We start from the raw sequence: 23110 nt of genomic DNA on the forward strand, positions 1-23110 counted from the left end.
CACGCGAGCGGGATCGGTCACGAGCGAGAACAGACACGTGCGCACCACTGCGCCGGGAGAGCACCTCATGCTGAACAACCAGAAGCCGTCGCCCATGCCGATCGGCAAGTACCGTCCCTTCCACGAGCTGATCGCCGTGGACCTGCCCGACCGCACCTGGCCGTCGAAGCGCATCACCGCCGCGCCCCGCTGGTGCGCCGTGGACCTCCGCGACGGCAACCAGGCGCTCATCGACCCGATGTGCCCCGGGCGCAAGCGCATCATGTTCGATCTGCTGGTCCGGATGGGCTACAAGGAGATCGAGGTCGGGTTCCCGAGCGCGAGCCAGACCGACTTCGACTTCGTGCGCAGCCTCATCGAGGAGGGCGCGATCCCCGAGGACGTCACCATCCAGGTGCTGACCCAGGCCCGCGACCACCTGATCGAGCGCACCTACGAGTCGATCCGCGGCGCGCGCCAGGCGATCGTGCACCTCTACAACTCCACGAGCGTGCTGCAGCGCGAGGTCGTGTTCCGCAAGGACCGTCAGGGCATCATCGACATCGCGCTGGCCGGCGCCCGCAAGTGCCGCGAGATGGAGTCGACCGTCCCCGGCACGGCCGTCTACTACGAGTACTCGCCCGAGAGCTACACCGGCACCGAGCTCGACTTCGCACGCGAGATCTGCGATCGCGTCGTCGAGGTCTTCGAGCCGACTCCCGAGCGCAAGGTCATCCTGAACCTGCCCGCCACCGTCGAGATGGCCACCCCGAACGTCTACGCCGACTCGATCGAGTGGATGAGCCGCAACCTCGCGCAGCGCGAGAACATCGTGCTGTCGCTGCACCCCCACAACGACCGCGGCACGGCCGTGGCGGCCGCCGAGCTGGGCTACCTGGCCGGCGCGGACCGGATCGAGGGCTGCCTCTTCGGCAACGGCGAGCGCACCGGCAACGTCGATCTGGTCGCGCTGGGCGTGAACCTGTTCACCCAGGGGATCGACCCGCAGATCGACTTCAGCGACATGGACGGCATCAAGCGCACCGCCGAGTACTGCAACCAGCTGCCCGTGCCCGAGCGCAGCCCCTGGGCGGGCGACCTGGTCTTCACCGCCTTCAGCGGTTCGCACCAGGACGCCATCAAGAAGGGCTTCGAGGCGATGCAGGCCGAGGCCGAGCGGACCGGCCGCAGCGTCGACGAGCTCACCTGGGCCGTGCCCTACCTGCCGGTGGACCCGAAGGACCTGGGCCGCTCCTACGAGGCTGTCATCCGCGTCAACTCGCAGTCCGGCAAGGGCGGAGTCGCGTACCTGCTGAAGACGGACCACGCGCTCGACCTGCCGCGCCGACTGCAGATCGAGTTCTCGGGCGTCGTGCAGGCCAAGACCGACGCCGAGGGCGGCGAGGTCACGAGCGAGCAGATCTGGACGGTGTTCCAGGACGAGTACCTGCCCGCGCCCGCCGAGCGCGCCGACGAGAAGTGGGGCCGCTTCGAGCTGCTGCGCACGAACACGTCGAGCGATCTGGGCGGCAGCATCGCGCTGGACGCGGTCCTCCGGGTGGGCGACGAGCGCGTCTCGGCCAGCTCGCGGGGCAACGGCCCGATCAACGCCTTCGAGGCCGTGCTGGAGCAGCAGGGCGTCGAGGTCCGGGTCCTCGACTACGTCGAGCACGCGCTCAGCGCCGGCGGCGACGCGCTGGCCGCCTCGTACGTCGAGTGCACGGTGAACGGCCGCACCCTGTGGGGCGTGGGCGTGGACGCCGACATCTCGACCGCCTCCCTCAAGGCCATCGTCTCGGCCGTCAACCGCGCCCTGCGCGAGGAGGTCCCGGTCCGCGAGCTGGCCGGCGCCTCCGCCTGATCGGGCCCGATCCCCGACGGGGGAGCCGTGATGCGTCGCGGCTCCCCCGGCGTTCCCGTGCGCGGACCGCGCGGGACTCCGCTCCCTGCGTCCGGGTCGGCCGCCGCTAGGTCCGGCGGCGCCAGCGCAGGCGCGGCACGCCGCTGAGCGCGCGCTGCTCGGGCAGGCTCCAGCCGTAGCGGACCGCGAGCAGCCGGATGACCGTGGTCACGCCCACCGCGAGCGGCGCGGCGAAGTCGATCGTCACTCCGAAGCGCAGCGCGAGGACCAGGACGCCCGTGCCCACCGAGGCCGCGACGGCGTAGAGCGAGCCGACGTGCATCAGCGCGATCGGCCGGTTCAGCAGGATGTCGCGGACGACGGATCCGCCGACGGCCGAGACGGTGCCGACGAACACGGCCGGCACCTCCGGCACGCCGAGCGACAGGGCTTTCGTGGTGCCGATCGCGCCGAAGAGCCCGAGGGTCAGCGCGTCGAGGGCGGTGATCGTCCCGTCGACCCGGTTCAGCAGGTGCTGGAGCAGCATCCCGAGCAGGGAGGCGGTCACCGCGACGATCAGGTACGCGTCGGTGTGCAGGGCCACCAGGGGCGTCTGGAGCAGCAGATCGCGGAGCACGCCGCCGCCGAGGCCGGTGGCCGTGCCGATGATCGTGACGCCGAGCAGGTCGATCCGGCGGTCGCGGAACTCGCCCGCGAACATCGCGCCCTGGAGGCAGCCGATGGCGATCGCGAGCAGGTCGGCCCAGGCCGGGATCTCGAAGAGGGAGGCTGCCACCCGGACATCGTTCCACGGCGCGGGCCCTGCTCCGGCCGGGCTGCCAGCCGGGTGTCGGGGGTCGGGGGGATAATCGGAGGATGCCCACCTATCGCGACGAAGCCGTGGTGCTCCGCACGCACAAGCTGGGCGAGGCCGACCGCATCGTGACGCTGCTCTCGCGCAGCCACGGCAAGATCCGCGCGGTGGCGAAGGGCGTGCGCAAGACCGGCTCCAAGTTCGGCTCGCGGCTCGAGCCGTTCATGGTCGCCGACCTCCAGCTCTACGAGGGCCGGAGCCTCGACATCGTCACGCAGGCCGAGTCGCTCGGCGCCTACGGTGCGCTGATCGCCGCCGATTACGACAGCTACACGGCGGCGAGCGCGATGGTCGAGACGGCGGACCGCCTCACCGACGCGGACGCCTCCCTGCAGCAGTACCTGCTGCTCGTCGGGGCCCTGCGCTCGCTCTCGAAGCACGAGCACGAGCCGGTGCTGACGCTCGACTCCTACCTCCTGCGGGCGCTCTCGATCGCGGGCTGGGCGCCCAGCTTCGAGGACTGCGCGCGCTGCGGCGCCCCCGGGCCCCACGGCGCGGTCGTGGTGCAGCTCGGAGGCGTCGTCTGCGCCGACTGCACGCCGCCCGGCGCACCGCGGGTCGCTCCGGAGGTCGTGGTCCTGCTGGGTGCGCTGCTCACGGGAGACTGGGCCCATGCCGAGACCACCGAGCCGACCACGCGGTCGCGGGCGAGCGGAGTGGTCGCCGCCTACACGCAGTTCCATCTCGAACGCGGTCTGAGATCCCTGGAGCACGTCACCCGATGAAGCCCTTCACCCACAAGGACGCCGAGCCGTACCGCCCTCTCGACTGGACCGGGATCCACCCGCCCGCGATCCCGCGGAAGGCCGTTCCGGGGCACGTCGCCATCGTGATGGACGGGAACGGCCGCTGGGCGAACTCCCGCGGCCTGACGAGGATCGAGGGGCACAAGCGCGGCGAGACGGCGCTGCTGGACGTCGTGGCCGGAGCGATCCAGATCGGCGTGAAGCACCTCAGCGTCTACGCGTTCTCGACCGAGAACTGGAAGCGCTCGCCCGAGGAGGTGCGCTTCCTGATGGGCTTCAACCGCGATGTGCTGCACCGCCGCCGCGATCAGCTCAACGAGTGGGGCGTGCGCATCCGCTGGGCCGGCCGGAAGCCGCGCCTGTGGGCGTCGGTGATCAACGAGCTGCAGTTCGCCGAGCGGATGACCGCGGACAACGACGTGCTGACGCTCACCATGTGCGTCAACTACGGCGGGCGCACCGAGATCGCCGACGCGGTGCAGCGGCTCGCCGCCGAGGTCCAGGCGGGGCGGCTCAAGCCCTCCGGCATCTCCGAGAAGACGATCGCCAAGGCGCTGTACGTGCCGGAGATGCCGGACGTCGACCTCTTCGTGCGCTCCTCCGGCGAGCAGCGCACCAGCAACTTCCTGCTCTGGCAGAGCGCCTACGCCGAGATGGTGTTCCTCGACCGGCTCTGGCCGGACTTCACGCGGACCGACCTCTGGGACGCGATCGAGCACTACTCCGGCCGCTCCCGCCGCTTCGGCGGCGCGGTCGACGTGCCGGGGGCCTCCTCGTGATCCGGGCCGGAATCGTCGGCTTCGGGCTCGCGGGCAGCGTCTTCCACGGTCCGTTCCTCGCGGCGGATCCCGCTTTCGAGGTCGTCGCCGTCTCCACCCGCGACGCCGGTCGGAGGGCCGCGGCCTCCGCCGCGCATCCCGAGGCCCGGATCGTGCCCGACCTCGACGCGGTGCTCGCCGAGCGGCCGGAGCTGGTCGTGCTCGCCTCGCCGCCGTCGGTGCACCGGGAGCAGGCCGTCCGAGTGCTCGAGGCCGGAGTCGCCGTCGTGATCGACAAGCCCTTCGCACCGAGCACGGCCGACGCGGACGCGATCATCGCCGCCTCCGAGCGGAGCGGTGCGCCCGTCTTCGTCTTCCAGAACCGGCGCTGGGACGCCGATCTGCTCACCCTCCGCCGCCTCCTGGGCGAAGGGGTCCTCGGCGAGGTCCTCCGCTTCGAGTCGACCTTCGAGCGCTGGAGCGCGCCGAAGACGGGCCGGTGGCAGAGCGAGACGGGTCCGGCCGAGGGTGGCGGGATCCTCTTCGATCTCGGCAGCCACCTGGTCGACCAGGCGCTGCTGCTGTTCGGCCCGGCGGTCGTCACGGCGGCCGAGACCCGGACCGTCCACGAGGGCTCCGCGAGCGAGGACGACGCGTTCGTCTCGCTCCTGCATCACAGCGGCGTCCGCTCCCACCTCACCATGAGCCGCGTCGCCCGGGCGACCGGCCCCCGCTTCCGCGTGCTCGGCACCCGCGCCGCCTTCAGCGTCGACGGTCTCGATCCGCAGGAGACCGCGCTCCGCACCGGCGGCGCCCGACCGGACGACGACGGCTTCGGCGAGGTCGCGCCGGAGGGATGGGGCGTCCTCGTCGACGACTCCGGCGCACACCCCGTGCCGAGTGAGCGGGGACGATACGCCGCGTTCCTCGAGCAGGTCGCGCTGTCCCTCCAGGACGGCGCTCCCTCGCCGGTCGACGTCCGCGAGGCCCGCGAGGTCGTCGCCGTGCTCGAGCAGGCGCACGCCCTCGCCGCCCGCTGACCGGGCCCGCCGCCGGCGCGCCCGGTCGCTCCCCGGTCTTGGCGATCCGGCTCCGGAGCGTCATCCTCGAGAGGTGAGCACCGCACTGCCGAACTCCGCCGACCTGCGCGCGCGCTTCGCCGGTGCCCGCGGCTACCACAACGCCTGCACCCTCGGCCTGCCGCCGCGGGAGACCGTCAAGGCGCTGCGGGCGGACCTCGACGGCTGGTCGTCCGGGGAGAGCACGGCCGCCGCCTACGGCGTTGTCGCCGAGCGCGCGCGTGCCTCGTTCGCCGCGATCGCCGGCGTCCCGGTCGACCGTGTCGCGATCGGCTCGCAGACCTCCGCCATGGCCGCCGTGCTCGCCGCCTCGCTGCCCGACGGGGCCCGCGTGCTCTGCGTGGACGGCGACTTCTCCTCCATCGTGTTCCCCTTCCTCGCCCAGGCGCACCGCGGAGTGACCGTGCGCTCCGTCGCGCTCGAGGCGCTGGCCGACTCCGTCGAGGACGGGGACGACCTCGTCGTCTTCTCCGCCGTGCAGTCCAGCAGCGGAGCGCTCGCCGATCTCGACGCCGTCCTCGAGGAGGCCGCGCGCCACGGAGTGCGGACCGCGTGCGACCTCACGCAGGCGGCCGGCGTCCTGCCGGTCGACGCCTCCCGCTTCGACGCGACCCTCACCCACGCCTACAAGTGGCTGTGCTCGCCGCGCGGAGTGGCGTTCCTCACCGTCTCGCCCGCCTACGCGGCCGAGCTCGTCCCCGTGCAGGCGGGCTGGTACTCGGGGGAGGACGTGTGGTCGTCCTGCTACGGACCGGCCATGCACCTGGCCGAGAACGCCCGCCGCTTCGACGTCTCGCCGGCCTGGCAGGCGTTCGCCGGCGCCGAGGCGTCGCTCGCTCTGTTCCGCTCGCTCGACCTCGACGCGGTCTGGGCGCACGCCTCCGGCCTCGGCGACCTGCTGTGCGAGCGGCTGGACCGGGAGCCTCAGCACCGGGCGCTCGTGTCCTGGCCGGACGAGGGGGGAGCGGACCTGGAGCTGCTGCAGGCCGCGGGTCTGCGCGTCTCGGGCCGCGGCGGCCGGCTCCGCATCGCCTTCCACCTCTGGAACGACGAGTCCGACGTGGACGAGCTCGTCCGCGTGCTGCGGGAATAGCGGGGCGCCCCCTCCGTTGTCCTGGGGGTGAGTGCTGAGCCGAGCCCCCTGTCCGTCGACGTCTGGTCCGACATCGCCTGCCCCTGGTGCTACATCGGGAAGCGCCGGTTCGAGCGCGGGCTCGAGGCCTTCCGCGCCGCGCACCCCGAGGCTCCGGAGGTCGTCGTGGAGTACCGCAGCTTCGAGCTCTCGCCGGACACGCCGGAGGACTACCGCGGGGGAGAGGCGGCGTTCCTCGCCGAGCACAAGGGCATCCCGGAGGCGCAGGCGCAGCAGATGCTCGACTCCGTCACGGCGATCGCGGCGAGTGTCGGCCTCGACTACCACTTCGAGTCGGTGCGCCACGTCAAGACGGTCACCGCCCACCAGGCGCTCCACCACGCCAAGGAGAACGGACTGCAGCTCGAGCTCGTCGAGCGTCTCCTGAGCGCGTACTTCGTCGAGGGCCGCGACCTGGCCGATCCGGAGGTGCTCGCCTCGCTCGCCGGCGAGGTCGGGCTCGACCCGGCGGAGACGCGCCGCGCTCTCGAGGACCGGCGCTACCTCGGGCGGGTGCAGTCCGACATCGCGCAGGCCCGCGAGTACGGGATCTCGGGGGTGCCGTTCTTCGTCCTCGACGGGCGCTTCGGCGTCTCCGGCGCCCAGGAGCCGGCGGCGTTCACCGAGGTCCTCGAGCACGTGCTGGAGCAGCGGGCGGCCGTCGCGTGAGCGGGCCGTTCGAGATGCTCGGCGACTCCGGCGGGCCGCTGTGCGAGGACGGCGTCTGCGCCGTGCCGCAGGCCGCGGAAGCGCAGGCCGAGGTGCCGCCGATCAGCGCGGAGGCTCCTCCACGGTGATGTCGGCCACGGTCGCGCCGTAGGCGGCCACGAGGGCGTCCGCGTCGACGAAGGCGCTGCGCCCGTCGGCGCCGGCTCCCATCGCGACGCGGCGGCCGAGGATCCGCTCGTCGGCGTAGACCGGCCAGGCCGTCGTGGAGCCGATCGGGGTGATGGTGCCGCGCCGGTAGCCGGTCGCCTCGAGGGCGGCCGTCTCGTCCGGGAGGCGGAGCTTGTTCACTCCGACCACCGCGCGCAGCTTCGGCCACGCGATCTGCCGCCCGCCGGGGACCAGGGCGAACAGGTAGCCGCCGTCGTGGCGCTTCACCACGAGCGACTTCACGATGTCGCCGGGCTCGATGCCGAGCAGCGCGGCCGCCTCGTGCAGGCTGCCGGCAGCGGGCCTCTCCACGATCTCGACCGCAAGGCCGCGGGCGGACGCGTCCGCCTCCAGCCGCTGCGAACCGTCCTCCACAGGTGTGCTCCCGTTCATCTCTCCACCTCTCCGCTCGTCACTCCGCCTTCCCCAACACAGGATCTGGGAGAATCGATACCGATGTCCTCCACTCTCACGGCCGCCCCGCCCGCGCGCACCGCGCCGGCGCTCCGGATCGGCCCCCTCGAACTCGACGCGCCGGTGGTGCTCGCCCCCATGGCGGGCATCACCAACACGGCGTTCCGCCGCCTCTGCCGCGAGTTCGGCAACGGCCTCTACGTGAGCGAGATGATCACCTCCCGCGCGCTCGTCGAGCGCACGCCGGAGTCGATTCGCCTCATCCGCCACCACCCCAGCGAGTCGGTGCGCTCGATCCAGCTCTACGGAGTGGACCCGGTCACGGTCGCCGAAGCGGTCACCATGCTCGTCGCCGAGGACCGGGCCGACCACATCGACCTCAACTTCGGCTGCCCCGTGCCCAAGGTCACCCGGAAGGGCGGGGGAGCGGCCCTGCCGTGGAAGCTCCCGCTGTTCCGGCAGATCGTCGAGGGCGCCGTGAAGGCCGCCGGCGACGTCCCGCTCACCGTCAAGATGCGCAAGGGCATCGACCCGGACCACCTCACCTACCTCGAGGCCGCCCGTGCCGCCGAGGGCGCCGGGGTCGCGTCGATCGCGCTGCACGCGCGCACCGCCTCCGAGTTCTACAGCGGGCACGCCGACTGGTCGGCGATCGCCACGCTCAAGGAGACGGTCACGAGCGTGCCCGTGCTGGGCAACGGCGACATCTGGTCGGCCGAGGACGCGCTGCGGATGATGGCCGAGACGGGCTGCGACGGAGTCGTCGTCGGACGCGGCTGCCTCGGGCGCCCCTGGCTCTTCGGCGACCTCGCCGCCGCGTTCGCCGGCTCCGACGAGCGGTTCCGCCCTTCGCTCGGACAGGTCGCCGAGGCGTTCCGCCGCCACGCGGAGCTGCTCGTCGACTTCTTCGAGAGCGAGGAGCGCGGCTGCCGCGACATCCGCAAGCACGTCGCCTGGTACTTCAAGGGCTACGCCGTCGGCGGCGACCTCCGCGCTCGCCTGGCCACCGTCGAGTCGCTCGCGCAGCTCGACGAGCTCCTGGCGACGCTCGACTGGACGCAGCCCTATCCGGGCGAGGCGGCCGAGGGGCAGCGGGGCCGCGCCGGCTCGCCCAAGGTCCCCTCCCTCCCGGACCGCTGGCTCGAGTCCCGCGAGCTCGACGCCGGGCAGCGCGACGCGGTCTCGGCCGCCGAGATCCACAACAGCGGTGGATGACCGCGCGCTCTGGGGGTACTCGCTCGTCGACACCGAGCGATTCCTGCCGGAGGACCACTCGACCCGCCGCTCCGACTTCGCCCGCGACCGCGCCCGGCTCTTCCACTCCAGCGCGCTCCGCCGCCTGGCCGCGAAGACCCAGGTGCTCAGCCCCACGGCGGGCGTCGACTTCGCGCGCAACCGCCTGACCCACTCGCTCGAGGTGGCGCAGATCGGCCGGGAGCTCGCCACGAGCCTCGACCTCGACCCCGACGTCGTCGACACGGCCTGCCTCGCGCACGACATCGGGCATCCGCCGTTCGGGCACAACGGCGAGCGCGCGCTCAACACCTGGGCCGAGGGGATCGGCGGCTTCGAGGGCAACGCGCAGACCTTCCGGCTGCTCACGCGGCTCGAGCCGAAGGTGTTCGGCGACGACGCCCGCCCCTACGGGCTGAACCTGACCCGCGCCAGCATCGACGCGAGCTGCAAGTACCCCTGGCCCGACACGCGCTCGGTCGCGGACCCGTCGGGGCGCGCCAAGTTCGGCTTCTACGCCGACGACGCCCCCGCGTTCGCCTGGATGCGCGAGGGCGCCCCCGAGGGGGTGCGCTGCATTGAGGCCGAGGTGATGGACCTCTCGGACGACATCGCCTACTCCGTGCACGACTTCGAGGACGCGGTGGTCTCCGGCTACATCGACGTCGAAGCACTCGGCTCCCGCGCCGACCACGAGGGCCTCGTGCAGTCGATGCACTCCTGGGTCGGCGGGGAGGTCGGACACGACGAGCTCGTCGCCGCCTTCGACCGTCTCGACTCGCTCGACGTGTGGGTCTCCTCCTGGGACGGCTCCCGCCGCGACCAGGCCCGGCTCAAGAACCTCACCAGCCAGCTCATCGGCCGCTTCGCCGCCGCCGCCACCGAGGCCACCCGCGAGGCGTACCAGCACCCCGACCTCGTCCGCTTCGGCGGCCACGTCGTCGTCCCCCGCGAGCAGCAGGCCGAGATCGCCGTGCTCAAGGGGATCGTCGCGACGTTCGTGATGTCGCGGAACACCCGCCAGCCCATCTACGCCCAGCAGCGCGAAGTCCTCACCCGCCTCGCCGACACCCTCCTCGACCGCGGCCCGGGAACCCTCGAGCCCGGCTTCGCCGAGGACTGGCACGCCGCCCCCGACGACGACGCCCGCCGCCGCGTCGTCGTCGACCAGGTCGCCAACCTCACCGACCAGAGCGCCCTCGCCTGGTTCGAGAGGCTGTGCTGATGCGCTGAGCCGGGCGGCGCCCGGCTCAGCTGTGCCGCCGGTCCCTGCCCGGCGTCACCGCGGTCGGCTTGTCGAGGTGGTGCGTTCCAGGGAGCGGGGTGCGTCCGCCTGAGGCGATCCGCTGTTACGCGGATCGTCCGTTCGGCGGTGCTCGATTGCACGCCGGTCCTCGCCCGGCGTGGCGCGGTCGGCTTCTCGGGGTGGTGCGGTTCGTGGAGCGGGGTGCGTCCGCCTAGGGCGATCCGCTGGCACGCGGATCGGCCGTTCGGCGGTGCCGGTGCACGCCGGTCACCGCCAGGCGTCACCGCGGTCGGCTTGTCGGGGTGGTGGGTTCCAGGGAGCCGGGTGCGTCGTCTGAGGCGATGTGCTGGTGTGCGGGTCGGCCGGTCGGCTCGGAGGGCGGGGAGGGCACCGCACCGCGAGGCGCGGAGGGGCGCGGGGCGGCGGGTACGGTGAGGGCGTGGGAGCGGAGCGGACACGGCAGCGGATCCTCGAGGCGGCGACGGAGGAGTTCGCGGCGCACGGGCTGGCGGGAGCGCGGGTCGACCGCATCGCGGCACGGTCGGGGATGAGCAAGCCGATGCTGTACTCGCACCGGCCGACGGCGCGCGAGGCCGTCGCCGCCGTCGTCCGAGTCAGTGCGGAGGGGTACTCCGCGCCCGGCACTCCTGCCGGCTGCTTCGTGCTGAGCGAGCCGCGGCTCGAGGCCCGTCGCCGCGAGATGGAGGCGCTCGTCGCTGCACGAGTCGAGCGCGGGATCGAGGAGGGCGACGTGCCGCCGGAGACGGACGCCGGATCCGTCGCCGCCTTCGTCGTCGCCGTGCTCAGCGGGATGTCGACGCAGGCCCGCGACGGAGCACCGGCGGACCGCATCGCGGTCATCGGCGAGCTCGCACTCGGCGCGCTGCCGGCGGCCACGGGCATGCGAGCCGCAGGGCGCACGCCGGGAGCTCCCGGATGAGGCCGCGTCGGCCCCGGCTCGGCCTCCTCGCCCTGGTCGTCGCGGGGCTGCTGCTGATCCAGCCCGCCGCGGCCTCGGCGGCACCGCTGCTCCCTCCCGCGAACGGCGTCCTCGACTACCAGCTGGGAGGCGCCTACGCTCCGGTGTCGAGCGTCACCATCGTCGACCGCGACCGCACGGACGCGCCCGCCGCCGGCCGCTACAGCATCTGCTACGTGAACGCCTTCCAGACCCAGCCCGGCGAGAGCGCCGCCTTCGCGAAGCGGCACCCCGAGCTCCTGGTGAGGCGAGCGGACGGGAAGCCCCTCGCCGATCCGGGCTGGCCGGACGAGTACCTCTTCGACGTCTCGACCTCCGCGAAGCGGACCGCTCTGCTCGCGATCGTCGGCGCCTGGATCGACGGCTGCGCCGAGGACGGCTTCGACGCCGTCGAGGCCGACAATCTGGACAGCTACACCCGCTCGGGCGGGAGGCTGACGAAGTCGCAGGCGCTGGCGTTCGCCACCCTCCTGACGGCGCGCGCTCACCGCTCCGGCCTGGCGATCGGCCAGAAGAACGGAGCCGATCTCGCCGCTGCCGGGAAGAGGACGGTCGGCTTCGACTTCGCCGTCGTCGAGGAGTGCCAGGTCTACGACGAGTGCGCGGCGTACACGGACGTCTACGGGCGCCAGGTCTACGAGATCGAGTACACCGACAACGGCCGGCCCGCCTACTCCGAGGCCTGCGCCGCGCAGGGCCGGAGCATCTCGGTCACCCTCCGCGACCGCGACGTCGTCCCCCGTGGCGCAGCGGGCTATGTGAACCGGCACTGCTGACGCCGCGCGGCCGCTACCGCAGGGCTCCCAGCACGACGGCCGCGGCGCGGGCGACCAGCGCGTCGTCGTAGTCCGCCTCGGGGTCGTTGCGCGCCGAGAGGATCGACAGCACGACCGCGTCCCGCCCGGGAGGCGTCACCACGGCGACGTCGTTGCGGATCCCGCCGGCGCCCCCGGACTTGTCCGCGACGCTCCAGCCGGCCGGAGCGCCCGCCCGGACGAGAGTGTCGCCGGTCGCGTTGCCGCTCATCCAGTCGAGCAGGAGTGCCCGGTCCTCCGCGGACAGCACGTCACCCGTGGCGACCGCGGCGAGGTCGGCTGTGAACGCGGCCGGGGTGGTGGTGTCCTCGGTGCTGCCGGGCTCGATCGTGTTCAGCGCGGGCTCCTCGTTCACCACCTCGGTGGTGGTGTCGCCGAGAGCCTCCAGTCCTCGGTCGAGGGCGGAGGGTCCGCCGAGGCGCCGGAGGACGAGATTCAGCGCTGTGTTGTCGCTCCGGCGGACGGCCGCCTCGGCGAGCTGCGACAGCGGCAGGCCGGTGGCGGTGCTCTCCTCCGTGACGGGGGAGTAGCCCGCCGCCTCGACGTCGGCCACGGTCCAGGTGACCACCTCGTCCCGCTCGGCGGCGGGGACGGTGCGCAGGAACTCCGCCGCGGCGAGGGCTTTGAGGCTCGAGGCGAAGCCGAAGCGCTCGTCGGCCCGGTGATGGACCCGGCGGCCCGAGCCGGTGTCGACGGCGCTGACGCCGATCCGGGCGTCGAACTCGTTCTCGAGCGCGGCCAGCTCGGCGGAGACGTCGATCGGAGGAGGGGTGGCGGAGGATGTCGCCGACGGCACCGAGGCGGACGACGGCGGCGCGACCGGGGTGTCCGCCGTGGTGGTGCACCCGGCGAGGGCCAGGAGGAGGGCGGAACCCGCGAGTGCGCGGAGGGTCCGCGACGACCCTCTCGAGCGGTTCACAGCGCGGAGTAGACGACGGAGAAGGCGACGGCGGCCGCCGCGGTGACGCCGAGCGCCGCGAGCGAGACGAGTGCGCGCGGCCTCCTCCGCACGACGGCCAGGACGAGGAAGCCCGCGCCCAGGACGATCTGGAGCCACCAGTACACCGGACTCGTGGTGTCGGCGACCGCGCCCAGCGCCCAGACGCCCTCGCCGATCAGCACGCCCGAGAGCGGCGCGACAGCCAGGACGCGCCATGTCCTCGAGCCGTGGAGGGTGAGTGCGGCGGCGGCGCCCAGGATCGGCCCGGCGGGGACGGCGAGCAGCCAGAAGACGTCCGTGAAGGGAGGCGAGTAGCCGAAGCCGCGCGCTGCGGTCACCAGGTCGTAGCCCTCGAGCAGCGCCCAGAAGCTCAGCAGGCCGAGCGCCGCCCCCGCTGCCGGTCGGACGCCGCCGAGGCGCACGAGCGCGAACACGAGCATGGACCAGCCCCCGGAGGAGTTGGCGAACGAGCTCACCGACGGCGGGAGGGAGCCCTGGAGCAGGCTGGTGAGCCCGCCCAGGACGAGACCGCCGAGCAGGGCGACGAGCAGAGCACGCAGGAGAGGCGGGCGGGAGGCGGCAGGGGGCATGGGTCGATTCTCGGAGACGGCGGGCGGGTGCGGATCAGGGATGACCCTGATCTCGGGGTGCGGGGCCGATCACAGGTCTCCGGGGTGATCCGCGCCGCCCTGGTGCAGTTCTCCCCACCCCGGCTCGGCGGCCCCGGCGGCCGATACGATGGACCCCATGCCTCGGATCCGACAGTCAGATGTCGAGGAGGTCAAGGCGCGGGTGAACATCGGCGACGTGATCGGCGAGTACGTCACGCTGAAGTCGGCCGGCATCGGCTCGCTGAAGGGCCTCTGCCCCTTCCACGACGAGCGCAGCCCCAGCTTCCACGTCCGCCCGCAGGCCGGCTTCTACCACTGCTTCGGCTGCCAGGAGTCGGGCGACGTCTACAGCTTCGTCATGAAGATGGACCACAGCTCGTTCAGCGAGACCGTCGAGCGCCTCGCCGGGCGCATCGGCTTCCCGCTGCAGTACGAGGACGGCGACGGCCGCGCGCCCGAGACCGGCGGGCGAGCGCGCCTCCTCGCCGCGAACGACGCCGCGGAGGAGTACTTCCGCGAGCAGCTCGCGACCCCGGGCGCCGACGTCGGCCGGCGCTTCCTCGGCGAGCGGGGCTTCGACCGCGCCGCCGCCGACCGCTTCGGCGTCGGCTTCGCACCCGACGGCTGGGACGGTCTCACCACCGCGCTCAAGCGCCGCGGCTTCTCGGAGGAGGAGCTGACCACGGCCGGCCTGGTCAGCAGCAACAACCGCGGCGGCGTCTACGACCGCTTCCGCGGCCGCCTCGTCTGGCCGATCCGCGACGTGACCGGCCAGACCGTCGGCTTCGGCGCCCGCCGCCTCCTCGAGGAGGACAAGGGTCCCAAGTACCTCAACACCCCCGAGACGCCCGTGTACCACAAGTCCCAGGTGCTCTACGGGCTCGACCTCGCCAAGCGGGACATCTCTCGCGGGCACCGGGTGGTCGTCGTCGAGGGCTACACGGACGTCATGGCCTGCCACCTCGCCGGCGTCACCACCGCGGTCGCCACCTGCGGCACCTCCTTCGGCGTCGACCACATCAAGGTGCTGCGCCGGGTGCTGGGCGACGACAGCGGCGTCGGCGAGGTCGTCTTCACCTTCGACCCCGACGCGGCGGGCCAGAAGGCGGCGATGCGCGCGTTCCAGGAGGAGCACCGCTTCGCCGCGCAGACCTTCGTCGCCGTCGCGCCCGAGGGCCTGGACCCCTGCGACCTCCGCCTGAACCGCGGAGACGACGCCGTCCGCCGCCTCATCGACGACAAGAAGCCGATGTTCGAGTTCGTTATCCGGCAGCTGCTGGACCGCTACGACCTCGAGACGGTCGAGGGCCGGATCGCGGCCCTGCGCGCGGCCGCCCCGGTCGTCGCCGAGATCCGCGACCCGGCGCTGCGGCCCGGCTACTCCCGCGAGCTCGCCCGGATGCTCGGCCTGGACATGGCCGAGGTCAACTCCGCCGTGCGCTCCGCCGGATCCCGGCCCCGCTCCTCCGGACCCGAGGGCCGCGACCAGCAGGGCGGCCGGGGCGGCGGCGGATCACCCGCGGCCGAGGCGCCCCTCGGCGCGCGCATCGCCGACCTGCCCGTCGACGTCGTCACGCGCATCGAGCGCGAGGCGCTGATGGCGATGCTCCAGCTTCCGCAGGCGATGGGTCCGGAGCTCCTGGCCCGGGCGGCGCACGCGGCGGTCACCAACGAGACCCTCCGCGTGGTCCGCGACGCCGTGGTCGCGAACCTCGAGCGGGCGGAGGACCGCGACTGGGTCGAGCACGTCGCCGGCGACGTCCCCGGTCCCTTCGCCTCGCTGGTGCGCCAGCTCGCGGTGGCGCCGATCCCGGCCGCCGATGAGGAGGGGCTCGCCCGCTACTCCCGCGACGTGGCGATCTCGCTCATCGAGCGCGATCTGCTCCGCGAGATCGCCGAGCTGCGCGGGGCGCTCCAGCGCGCGTCCGCCGATCCGGTGATGGCGCGCGCGGTGCAGGTGCGCCTGGTCGAGCTCGAGCGCGAGAAGCGGGCGCTGCGCACGGAGTGAGCGTGTTGCGGTCGTGTGAAGAAATCGGCCGCACGCCCGTGCCGGTTCGGAGAGCGCTTCCAACTGTGTTACCTATGAGGAACAGCAATGCGGGCGTCCAGTGTCGTGACGCCACAGCCCACAGGAGATCTGTGTGCCGAGAGTCCGCGCGCCCGGAGCGCGCCCGCATCCCATCCTTGACAGGAAGAGGCAGACGGAGATGAATTCCGCATCCACTCGCGGCACCCGTGCACTGGCCGCCGCCGCAGGCTTCGCCGCGGTCGCGCTCGTGCTGACGGGCTGCGCCGCCGGCGGGAACGACTCGTCCGGCGGCAGCGCCGGAGGGGCCCTGACCATCGGCACCACCGACAAGATCACGACGCTCGACCCCGCGGGCTCCTACGACAACGGCTCGTTCGCCGTGATGAACCAGGTGTTCCCGTTCCTGATGAACACCCCCTACGGCAGCCCGGACGTCGAGCCCGACATCGCCGAGTCGGCGGAGTTCACCGCTCCCACGGAGTACACCGTGAAGTTGAAGGAGGGACTGAAGTGGGCCAACGGCCACGACCTCACCTCCTCCGACGTGAAGTTCTCCTTCGACCGCCAGGTCGGCATCGCGGCTGAGAACGGCCCGTCCTCGCTCCTGGCGAACCTCGACAGCGTCGCGGCTCCGGACGACACGACCGTGGTCTTCACGCTGAAGTCCGAGAACGACCAGACCTTCCCCCAGATCCTCTCGAGCCCCGCCGGCCCGATCGTGGACGAGGAGGTCTTCTCGGCCGACGAGCTGACCGCGGACGCCGACATCGTCTCGGGCGACGCCTTCGCCGGCCAGTACACGATCGCGAACTACGACGTGAACAACCTCATCCAGTACAAGGCGTACCCGGACTACCAGGGCGTTCTCGGCGAGGCGAAGACGGACACCGTCAACGTCAAGTACTACGCGGACTCGTCCAACCTCAAGCTGGACATCCAGGAGGGGAACATCGACGTCGCGTTCCGCAGCCTCTCGGCGACGGACATCGACGACCTCCGCGGCAACGACACGGTCAAGGTCGTGGACGGCCCCGGCGGCGAGATCCGCTACATCGTCTTCAACTTCGACACCCAGCCCTTCGGCGCGACGACCGGTGAGGCCGACAGCGCCAAGGCCCTCGCCGTGCGCCAGGCCGTCGCCGACCTGATCGACCGCGACGAGATCGCCGACCAGGTCTACAAGGGCACCTACACCCCCCTCTACTCCTACGTTCCCGCCGGCCTGACCGGCGCGGTCGAGCCGCTCAAGTCGCTCTACGGCGACGGCAACGGCGCGCCCGACGCCGACAAGGCGAAGGCGACCCTCGAGGCCGCCGGCGTCACCGCTCCGGTCACCCTGAACCTGCAGTACTCGAACGACCACTACGGTCCGTCCTCGGGCGACGAGTACGCGCTGATCAAGGACCAGCTGGAGTCGACCGGCCTCTTCACCGTGAACCTGCAGACCACGGAGTGGGTGCAGTACTCGAAGGACCGCTCGAGCGACGTCTACCCGGCGTACCAGCTCGGCTGGTTCCCCGACTACTCCGACGCCGACAACTACCTCTCGCCGTTCTTCATCAAGGAGAACTTCCTCGCCAACCACTTCGACGACGCCGAGGTGCAGAGCCTGATCGCGCAGCAGGTCTCGACCACCGACGCCGACGCGCGCACCGCGCTGATCGAGCAGATCCAGGAGAAGGTCGCGGCGCAGCTCTCGACCGTCCCCTACCTGCAGGGCTCGCAGGTCGCGGTCGTCGGCAGCACCGTGAGCGGAGCCGAGGACACCCTCGACGCCTCGTTCAAGTTCCGCTACGCGGCACTCAGCAAGGGCTGATCCACCCCCCTCGCGGCCGGCGCCTCCCCGACAGGAGGCGCCGGCCGTTCTCCACGAAAGGCATCACGTGACGACAGCCACGACGGCTGCGGCGACGGCGCCCACCCGGCGACCGCGCGGCTCCGGGGGCGGACTCGGGCGCTACCTGCTCGTCCGCTTCCTGCTCATCATCCCCACCGTCTTCATCCTCGTGACGCTGGTGTTCCTCCTCATGCGCTCCACGGGCGACCCGATCACGGCGGCCCTCGGCGGCCGCCTGACCGCCGACCAGCTCGCCGAGCGCGTAGCCGCCGCCGGCTACGACCGGCCGCTGATCGTGCAGTACCTCGAGTACCTCGGCAAGCTGCTGACCGGCGACTTCGGCACCACCCTGAGCGACAACCGCCCCGTCACCGAGGTGCTCCTCACCTACGGCGCTGCGACGGTCGAGCTCGCCTTCTACGCCCTGATCGTGGCGTTCCTGGTCGGCATCCCGCTCGGGATGCTCGCCGCCTACCACCGCGACCGCACCCCCGACGCGGTGCTGCGCATCTTCGCGATCCTCTGCTACGCGACTCCGGTGTTCTTCGCGGGCCTGCTGCTGAAGCTGGTGTTCTCCGTCTGGCTGAAGTGGTTCCCCGTCGCCGGGCGCGCCTCGACGAGCACCGAGCTCTCGCTCCAGTTCCTCGAGAACAAGACCGGCATCTACCTGATCGACGCGATCCAGACCGGCGACCCGGCCGCGATCTCGGACGTGCTCTCGCACGCGGTGCTCCCCGCCGTCGCATTGGGACTGCTCACCGCGGGCATCTTCCTGCGCCTGGTGCGCACCAACGTGATCGGCACGCTCGGCACCGATTACGTGGATGCGGCGCGCTCGCGCGGCGTCAGCGAGTTCCGGCTCGTCCGCACCCACGCCTACCGGCCCGCGCTCATCCCGATCATCACCGTGATCGGCCTGCAGATCGCCCTGCTGCTCGGCGGCGCCGTCCTCACCGAGACCACCTTCGAGTGGAAGGGCCTCGGCTTCCAGCTCGCCGAGTACCTCCAGGCCCGCGACTTCGTGGCCGTGCAGGGCATCGTCGCCCTGCTCGCCGTCATCGTGGCGCTGACCAACTTCATCGTCGACGTCATCGCGGCGCTCATCGACCCGCGAGTGAGGTACTGAGCATGAGCACCACCTCCCCGGCGCGTCCGCGCCGTCGTCTCGTCGACCGTCTGCCGGTCGTCCACCAGCTCCGGCAGAGCGTCGGCCTCCAGCGGGGGATGCTCGTCACCGGCCTGATCATCACCGGCGCGTTCCTGCTGGTGGCCCTGTTCGCGCCCCTCATCGCGCCCTACGGATACTCGCAGCTGCGCTCGGGCGGCGAGTCGTTCGGCGCGCAGGAGCCGCCGAGCGCGGAGCATCTGCTCGGCACCACCGTGGGCGGCTACGACGTCCTCTCGCGAGTGATCTGGGGAGCGCAGACCGCGTTCCTCGTGATCGTCGTCGCCGTGGTCCTGTCGATCTTCCTCGGCGTCTTCCTCGGCCTCGTCTCCGGCTACCTCGGCGGCTGGCTCGACCGCGTGCTCGTCGTGATCTGCGACGCAATCTACGCGTTCCCGACCCTGCTGCTGGCGATCGTGATGTCGATCGTCATCTCCGGCGGGCAGTCGAACCTCTGGGCCGGCATCTTCGCCGCGGCGGTCTCGATCACCGTGGTCTACATTCCGCAGTACTTCCGCGTGATCCGGGCCGAGACCGTGCGGATCAAGGGCGACGCCTTCGTCGAGTCGGCGAAGGTCATCGGAGCGTCGACGCCGCGGATCATGTTCCGCCACGTCCTGCGGAACGCGACGCGCACGCTGCCGCTGATCTTCACGCTGAACTCCTCCGAGGCGATCCTGACCCTCGCGGGCCTGGGCTTCCTCGGCTTCGGCATCGAGCCGACGTCGGCCGCGGAGTGGGGCTACGACCTCAACAAGGCGCTGTCGGACGTCACGAGCGGCATCTGGTGGACCTCGGTCTTCCCGGGCCTGGCGATCGTGCTCGTGGTGCTGGGCATCACCCTCGTGGGCGAGAGCCTGAACGACCTCGCCGACCCGCGCCTGCGCGGTCGGCGCGCGGTGGCCGCCGGTGCCGGCGACGTCGCCGCGACGTCCGTCGTGCCGGGCGGCGTCCTCGCCGCCGACGGCCTGGAGACGCCGGGGCACGACCCCGTCGCCGGAGTGGAGGAGACGCGATGAGCGACCAGCGCATCGTCCGGGACGCCTCAGCGCGTCCGATCGTGGACATCACCGACCTCGAGGTCGCCTTCGCGAGCGACCGCGGCGCCGTCCGCGCCGTCGCCGGGGTGAGCCTGCGCGTCGAGCGCGGCGAGGTCCTGGCGATCGTCGGCGAGTCCGGCAGCGGCAAGACCGTGACCGCGAAGACCATCCTCGGCCTCCTGCCCGAGACGGCCACCGCCTCCGGAGTGGTCCTGCTCTCGAAGAAGGACGGCAGCGCGGCGACCGACGTCGTCTCCGTGCCGAAGGCCCGCCTCCGGGAGCTGCGCGGCACCGACGTCGCCATGGTCTTCCAGGAGCCGGGCACCGCCCTCAACCCGGTCTTCACGGTGGGCTGGCAGATCGCGGAGGGACTGCGCGCCCACGGCTCCGTCTCGAAGAAGGAGGCGCGCAAGCGCGCGATCGACGTCCTCCGCACCGTCGGCATCCCGGAGCCGGAGAAGCGGGTCGACTACTACCCGCACCAGTTCTCGGGCGGCCAGAAGCAGCGCGTCGTCATCGCGATGGCCCTGGTCCTGGATCCCGGCCTGATCGTCGCGGACGAGCCGACCACCGCGCTCGACGTGACCGTGCAGGCCGAGATCCTCGACCTGCTCCGCCGGTGCCGCGACGAGTTCGGCACCTCGATCGTGCTGATCACCCACAACATGGGCGTCGTCGCCGATCTGGCCGACCGCGTCGCCGTGATGTACCAGGGCGAGCTGGTCGAGGAGGCGACGGTCTCCGAGCTGTTCTCGGCGCCGAAGGCCGAGTACACGAGGAAGCTCCTCGCCGCCGTCCCGCACGTGGGCCAGGGCGTCGAGCGCGCCCGCGTCCGCGCCGTCGAGCGCGCCGAGGCCCCCGAGGCCGAGACGCTCGTCGCCGCCGAGGGCCTGCGGATCCAGTACCCCGGCCGGCTCGGCCGTCCCGGCTTCGTCGCGGTCGACGGCGTCTCGCTGCGCATCCGCGCGGGCGAGGTGCTCGGCCTCGTCGGCGAGAGCGGCTCGGGCAAGACCACCATCGGGCGTGCCATCGCGGGCCTGACGCCGGTGACCGGCGGGTCGCTGAAGGTCCTCGGCAAGGAGATGCGCGGCATCCGCGAGCGCGCCTTCCGGCCGGTCCGCGGCGACATCGGCTTCGTGTTCCAGGACCCGGCGTCGAGCTTCAACCCGCTGCTCACCATCGCGGAGTGCGTGGCCGAGCCGCTGATCGTGCACGGACGGGCCGGCGACGCCGCCGGGGCGCGCTCGCGCGTCGACGAGCTCCTGGAGGCGGTGCAGCTGCCCCGCTCCTACGGCGACCGCTACCCGCACGAGCTCTCCGGCGGCCAGCGCCAGCGCGCCAGCCTCGCCCGGGCCCTGGCCCTCGAGCCGAAGCTGCTGATCGCCGACGAGCCCACCTCGGCGCTCGACGTGTCGGTGCAGGCCCGCGTGCTCGAGCTGTTCGCCGAGCTGCAGCGCGAGTTCGGCTTCGCCTCCCTGTTCATCAGCCACGACCTCGCCGTGGTCGACCTGCTCGCCGACCGCATCGCGGTGCTCTACCGCGGCGAGCTGGTCGAGGAGGGGACGGGGGCCGAGGTGCTCGCCGCGCCGAAGCACCCCTACACGCAGCGCCTGCTCGCCTCTCTGCCCGTGCCCGACCCGGTCGAGCAGGCCTCGAGGCGCGAGCTCCTGCGCAGCATCGTCGAGGCGGAGCGCCGGGCGTGAGCCGGACCGCCGAGGATCAGGCCCCCATCGTCGTCGACGACCTCAGCGTCGAGTACCCGCCGCGCGGCATCAGCCGCCGGTGGACGGCGCTGCGGGGAGTGAGCCTCCGCGTGGAGCCGGGGGAGGTGCTCGGGATCCTCGGCGGCAGCGGCTCGGGCAAGTCCACGCTCGCGCGCGTGCTCGGCGGCGACGGCCTGGGGCACGACGGAGGCCGCACGCGCCCGGTGATCATCGGAGGGGACGCGACGGTCGCGGGGCACCGCCTCCGCTCGCTCCCCGCCCGCGAGCTCAAGCGCTTCACCGTCGACGTCGCGCATCTCGCGCAGGACGCCGGAGCGGCCCTCCGCCCCGAGCTGACCGTCTCGGAGCTGATCGCCGAGCCGATCTTCCTCCGCGACCGCCACTACGACCCGAAGGCCGCGGCGGTGCGGGTGGCGACGCTGCTCGACTCCGTGCACCTGCCGCTGTTCCTGCTCGACCGCTACCCCTACGAGCTCTCCAGCGGCCAGCGCCAGCGCGTGGCCGTGGCCCGCTCGCTCGTGCTCGGGCCGAAGGTGCTGATCGCCGACGAGCCGACCTCGGGCATCGACGCGACGGTGCGCGAGTCGATCGTCGACCTCCTCGCCGACCTGCGGCGCCGGGAGGGATTCGCGGCCGTCGTGGTCAGCCACGACATCGACGTGCTGAGCCGGGCGACCGACCGGATCGCCGTGCTCGTCGGCGGCGAGGTCGTCGCGTACGGGCCGCTGCTGGACGTGCTGATCGAGGCCCGGCACCCCTACGTGCGCGAGCTCGGAGCGGCCTTCGCCGAGTACGAGCGCTTCGACGCCTCCCGAGCGCAGCGCGTCGAGGCGGCCGACCAGTGACCGTCCCGCGCGTCGCGGTGCTCCCGCGGCCGAAGCCGGTGTTCGCCGAGGCGGTCGAGTCGGGCGGGGGAGTGGTCGTCGGACTCGACGGGAGTCCGGACGCGCTGCTCTGGCTGTCCTACGGCCGCACGGACGAGCTGGCCGCTGTGCTGGAGGAGCACCCGTCGATCCGCTGGGTGCAGCTGCCCTGGGCCGGCGTCGACGTCTTCGCGCCCGTGCTCGCCGCGTCTCGCGCGGACGTGGTCTGGACCAGCGCCAAGGGCGCCTACGCGGAGCCGGTGGCGGAGCACGCGCTCGCGCTGGTGCTCGCCCTCCTGCGCTCGCTGCCGGAGCGGGCGCGCGCCGCGTCGTGGGGGCCGAAGAAGGCGGTCACGCTGCACCGCGCCTCCGTGGTGATCGTCGGAGCAGGAGGGATCGCTCGCGAGCTCCTGCGGCTGCTCGCCGTCTTCGACTGCCGGGTGACGATCGTCCGCCGCGGAGACGAGCCGGTGGAGGGCGCGGCCCGCACCCTGCCGGCGTCGCGGCTCGCCGAGGCCGCGGCGGACGCCGACGTGCTGGTCCTTGCCGCCGCCGCCACCGCGGGCACGGAGCGGATGGTCGACGCGGGTCTGCTCGCGCGGCTCCCCGCCCACGCCGTGCTCGTCAACGTCGCCCGGGGGAGCCTCGTCGACACGGACGCGCTCGTCGCGGCCCTCGCCGAAGGCCGTCTCGCGGGCGCCGCGCTCGACGTGACGGACCCCGAGCCGCTGCCGGACGGGCATCCGCTCTGGAGCGAGCCCCGGTGCCTGATCACGCCCCACAGCGCGGACACCCCCGAGATCACCGCGCCGCTCCTGGCCGAGCGCGTGCGCGCCAACGTGGCCGCCTGTGCCGCCGGCGGGCCGTTCGTCGGCCGCGTCGACCCGGGCTCCGGCTACTGAGTGCGCGCCCGATTTTGCGTTCGCGGAG

21 protein-coding genes are annotated in these 23110 nt (G+C 72.6%); 17 read left to right on the plus strand and 4 right to left on the minus strand.

The window, feature by feature from the left end; genetic code table 11:
- The first annotated feature begins 67 nt into the window (after window positions 1-67).
- The gene (gene leuA / locus C5C30_RS08500) at window positions 68-1840 is read left to right on the plus strand and encodes a 2-isopropylmalate synthase (protein WP_104333535.1); all 1773 of its coding nucleotides are present in this window, start codon (window positions 68-70) and stop codon (window positions 1838-1840) included.
- 106 nt (window positions 1841-1946) lie between these two features.
- Here leuA and C5C30_RS08505 read toward each other — a convergent pair whose 3' ends face one another.
- Window positions 1947-2615, minus strand: coding sequence for a trimeric intracellular cation channel family protein (locus C5C30_RS08505; protein WP_104223430.1), 669 nt, complete (start codon window positions 2613-2615; stop codon window positions 1947-1949).
- 80 nt (window positions 2616-2695) lie between these two features.
- Here C5C30_RS08505 and recO point away from each other — a divergent pair, with 80 nt between their 5' ends.
- The 5 genes from recO (at window position 2696) to C5C30_RS08530 (ending at window position 7077) form a co-directional block, all read left to right on the plus strand.
- On the plus strand, window positions 2696-3418 hold the full coding sequence (gene recO, locus C5C30_RS08510) for a DNA repair protein RecO (RefSeq protein WP_104223431.1): 723 nt from the start codon (window positions 2696-2698) through the stop codon (window positions 3416-3418).
- Window positions 3415-4218, plus strand: coding sequence for an isoprenyl transferase (locus C5C30_RS08515; protein ID WP_104234456.1), 804 nt, complete (start codon window positions 3415-3417; stop codon window positions 4216-4218). Before recO ends, C5C30_RS08515 begins: the two co-directional genes overlap by 4 nt.
- On the plus strand, window positions 4215-5237 hold the full coding sequence (locus tag C5C30_RS08520; RefSeq protein ID WP_104315349.1) for a Gfo/Idh/MocA family oxidoreductase: 1023 nt from the start codon (window positions 4215-4217) through the stop codon (window positions 5235-5237). Before C5C30_RS08515 ends, C5C30_RS08520 begins: the two co-directional genes overlap by 4 nt.
- Window positions 5238-5310: 73 nt before the next feature.
- Window positions 5311-6369 (plus strand): aminotransferase class V-fold PLP-dependent enzyme, encoded by a 1059-nt coding sequence (locus C5C30_RS08525; RefSeq protein WP_104333536.1) that lies wholly within the window; start codon window positions 5311-5313, stop codon window positions 6367-6369.
- Window positions 6370-6396: 27 nt separating this feature from the next.
- Window positions 6397-7077, plus strand: a complete 681-nt coding sequence (locus tag C5C30_RS08530; RefSeq protein WP_104238217.1) for a DsbA family protein — start codon at window positions 6397-6399, stop codon at window positions 7075-7077.
- Between the two features lie 102 nt (window positions 7078-7179).
- Here C5C30_RS08530 and C5C30_RS08535 read toward each other — a convergent pair whose 3' ends face one another.
- The gene (locus tag C5C30_RS08535) at window positions 7180-7677 is read right to left on the minus strand and encodes an aminoacyl-tRNA deacylase (RefSeq protein WP_104223436.1); all 498 of its coding nucleotides are present in this window, start codon (window positions 7675-7677) and stop codon (window positions 7180-7182) included.
- Between the two features lie 63 nt (window positions 7678-7740).
- Here C5C30_RS08535 and dusB point away from each other — a divergent pair, with 63 nt between their 5' ends.
- From dusB to C5C30_RS08555, 4 genes are all read left to right on the plus strand, one after another.
- Entirely contained in the window at window positions 7741-8913 is a 1173-nt protein-coding gene (gene dusB / locus C5C30_RS08540) for a tRNA dihydrouridine synthase DusB (protein ID WP_104333537.1), read from the plus strand.
- Entirely contained in the window at window positions 8906-10156 is a 1251-nt protein-coding gene (locus C5C30_RS08545) for a deoxyguanosinetriphosphate triphosphohydrolase (protein WP_104333538.1), read from the plus strand. The genes dusB and C5C30_RS08545 overlap by 8 nt, the downstream gene beginning before the upstream one ends.
- Window positions 10157-10616: 460 nt before the next feature.
- Complete coding sequence (locus tag C5C30_RS18020) at window positions 10617-11117, plus strand: TetR family transcriptional regulator (RefSeq protein ID WP_181131514.1); 501 nt, start codon at window positions 10617-10619, stop codon at window positions 11115-11117.
- A complete protein-coding gene (locus tag C5C30_RS08555) occupies window positions 11114-11932 on the plus strand; it encodes an endo alpha-1,4 polygalactosaminidase (RefSeq protein WP_104333540.1) in 819 nt (272 codons plus the stop codon). Before C5C30_RS18020 ends, C5C30_RS08555 begins: the two co-directional genes overlap by 4 nt.
- A 13-nt stretch (window positions 11933-11945) precedes the next feature.
- Here the strand turns inward: C5C30_RS08555 and bla are convergent, their stop codons facing one another.
- Together bla and C5C30_RS08565 are read right to left on the minus strand one after the other, a co-directional pair.
- Complete coding sequence (gene bla / locus C5C30_RS08560) at window positions 11946-12890, minus strand: class A beta-lactamase (RefSeq protein ID WP_104333541.1); 945 nt, start codon at window positions 12888-12890, stop codon at window positions 11946-11948.
- A complete protein-coding gene (locus C5C30_RS08565; RefSeq protein ID WP_181131516.1) occupies window positions 12887-13501 on the minus strand; it encodes a DUF6518 family protein in 615 nt (204 codons plus the stop codon). The genes bla and C5C30_RS08565 overlap by 4 nt, the downstream gene beginning before the upstream one ends.
- 157 nt (window positions 13502-13658) lie before the next feature.
- Between C5C30_RS08565 and dnaG the strand changes: the two genes are divergently transcribed.
- The 7 genes from dnaG to C5C30_RS08600 all read left to right on the plus strand — a co-directional run bounded on the left by dnaG (window position 13659) and on the right by C5C30_RS08600 (window position 23082).
- Entirely contained in the window at window positions 13659-15530 is a 1872-nt protein-coding gene (gene dnaG / locus C5C30_RS08570) for a DNA primase (RefSeq protein WP_104333542.1), read from the plus strand.
- A 199-nt stretch (window positions 15531-15729) separates the two neighbouring features.
- Window positions 15730-17367 (plus strand): ABC transporter substrate-binding protein, encoded by a 1638-nt coding sequence (locus C5C30_RS08575; RefSeq protein ID WP_104223443.1) that lies wholly within the window; start codon window positions 15730-15732, stop codon window positions 17365-17367.
- 67 nt (window positions 17368-17434) lie between these two features.
- Window positions 17435-18514 carry an ABC transporter permease gene (locus tag C5C30_RS08580; RefSeq protein ID WP_104223444.1) on the plus strand — a complete coding sequence of 360 codons (1080 nt, stop codon included), beginning with the start codon at window positions 17435-17437 and terminating at the stop codon, window positions 18512-18514.
- A 2-nt stretch (window positions 18515-18516) separates the two neighbouring features.
- Window positions 18517-19572 carry an ABC transporter permease gene (locus C5C30_RS08585; RefSeq protein WP_104226685.1) on the plus strand — a complete coding sequence of 352 codons (1056 nt, stop codon included), beginning with the start codon at window positions 18517-18519 and terminating at the stop codon, window positions 19570-19572.
- Window positions 19569-21296, plus strand: a complete 1728-nt coding sequence (locus tag C5C30_RS08590) for an ABC transporter ATP-binding protein (protein WP_104226684.1) — start codon at window positions 19569-19571, stop codon at window positions 21294-21296. Before C5C30_RS08585 ends, C5C30_RS08590 begins: the two co-directional genes overlap by 4 nt.
- Window positions 21293-22162 (plus strand): ATP-binding cassette domain-containing protein, encoded by an 870-nt coding sequence (locus C5C30_RS08595; RefSeq protein ID WP_167305248.1) that lies wholly within the window; start codon window positions 21293-21295, stop codon window positions 22160-22162. The genes C5C30_RS08590 and C5C30_RS08595 overlap by 4 nt, the downstream gene beginning before the upstream one ends.
- Window positions 22159-23082, plus strand: coding sequence for an NAD(P)-dependent oxidoreductase (locus C5C30_RS08600; protein WP_258064092.1), 924 nt, complete (start codon window positions 22159-22161; stop codon window positions 23080-23082). The genes C5C30_RS08595 and C5C30_RS08600 overlap by 4 nt, the downstream gene beginning before the upstream one ends.
- Window positions 23083-23110 lie beyond the last annotated feature (28 nt).

It is taken from the genome of Rathayibacter sp. AY2B5 (assembly GCF_002931645.1).
In the GTDB taxonomy this organism is placed as follows: domain Bacteria; phylum Actinomycetota; class Actinomycetes; order Actinomycetales; family Microbacteriaceae; genus Rathayibacter.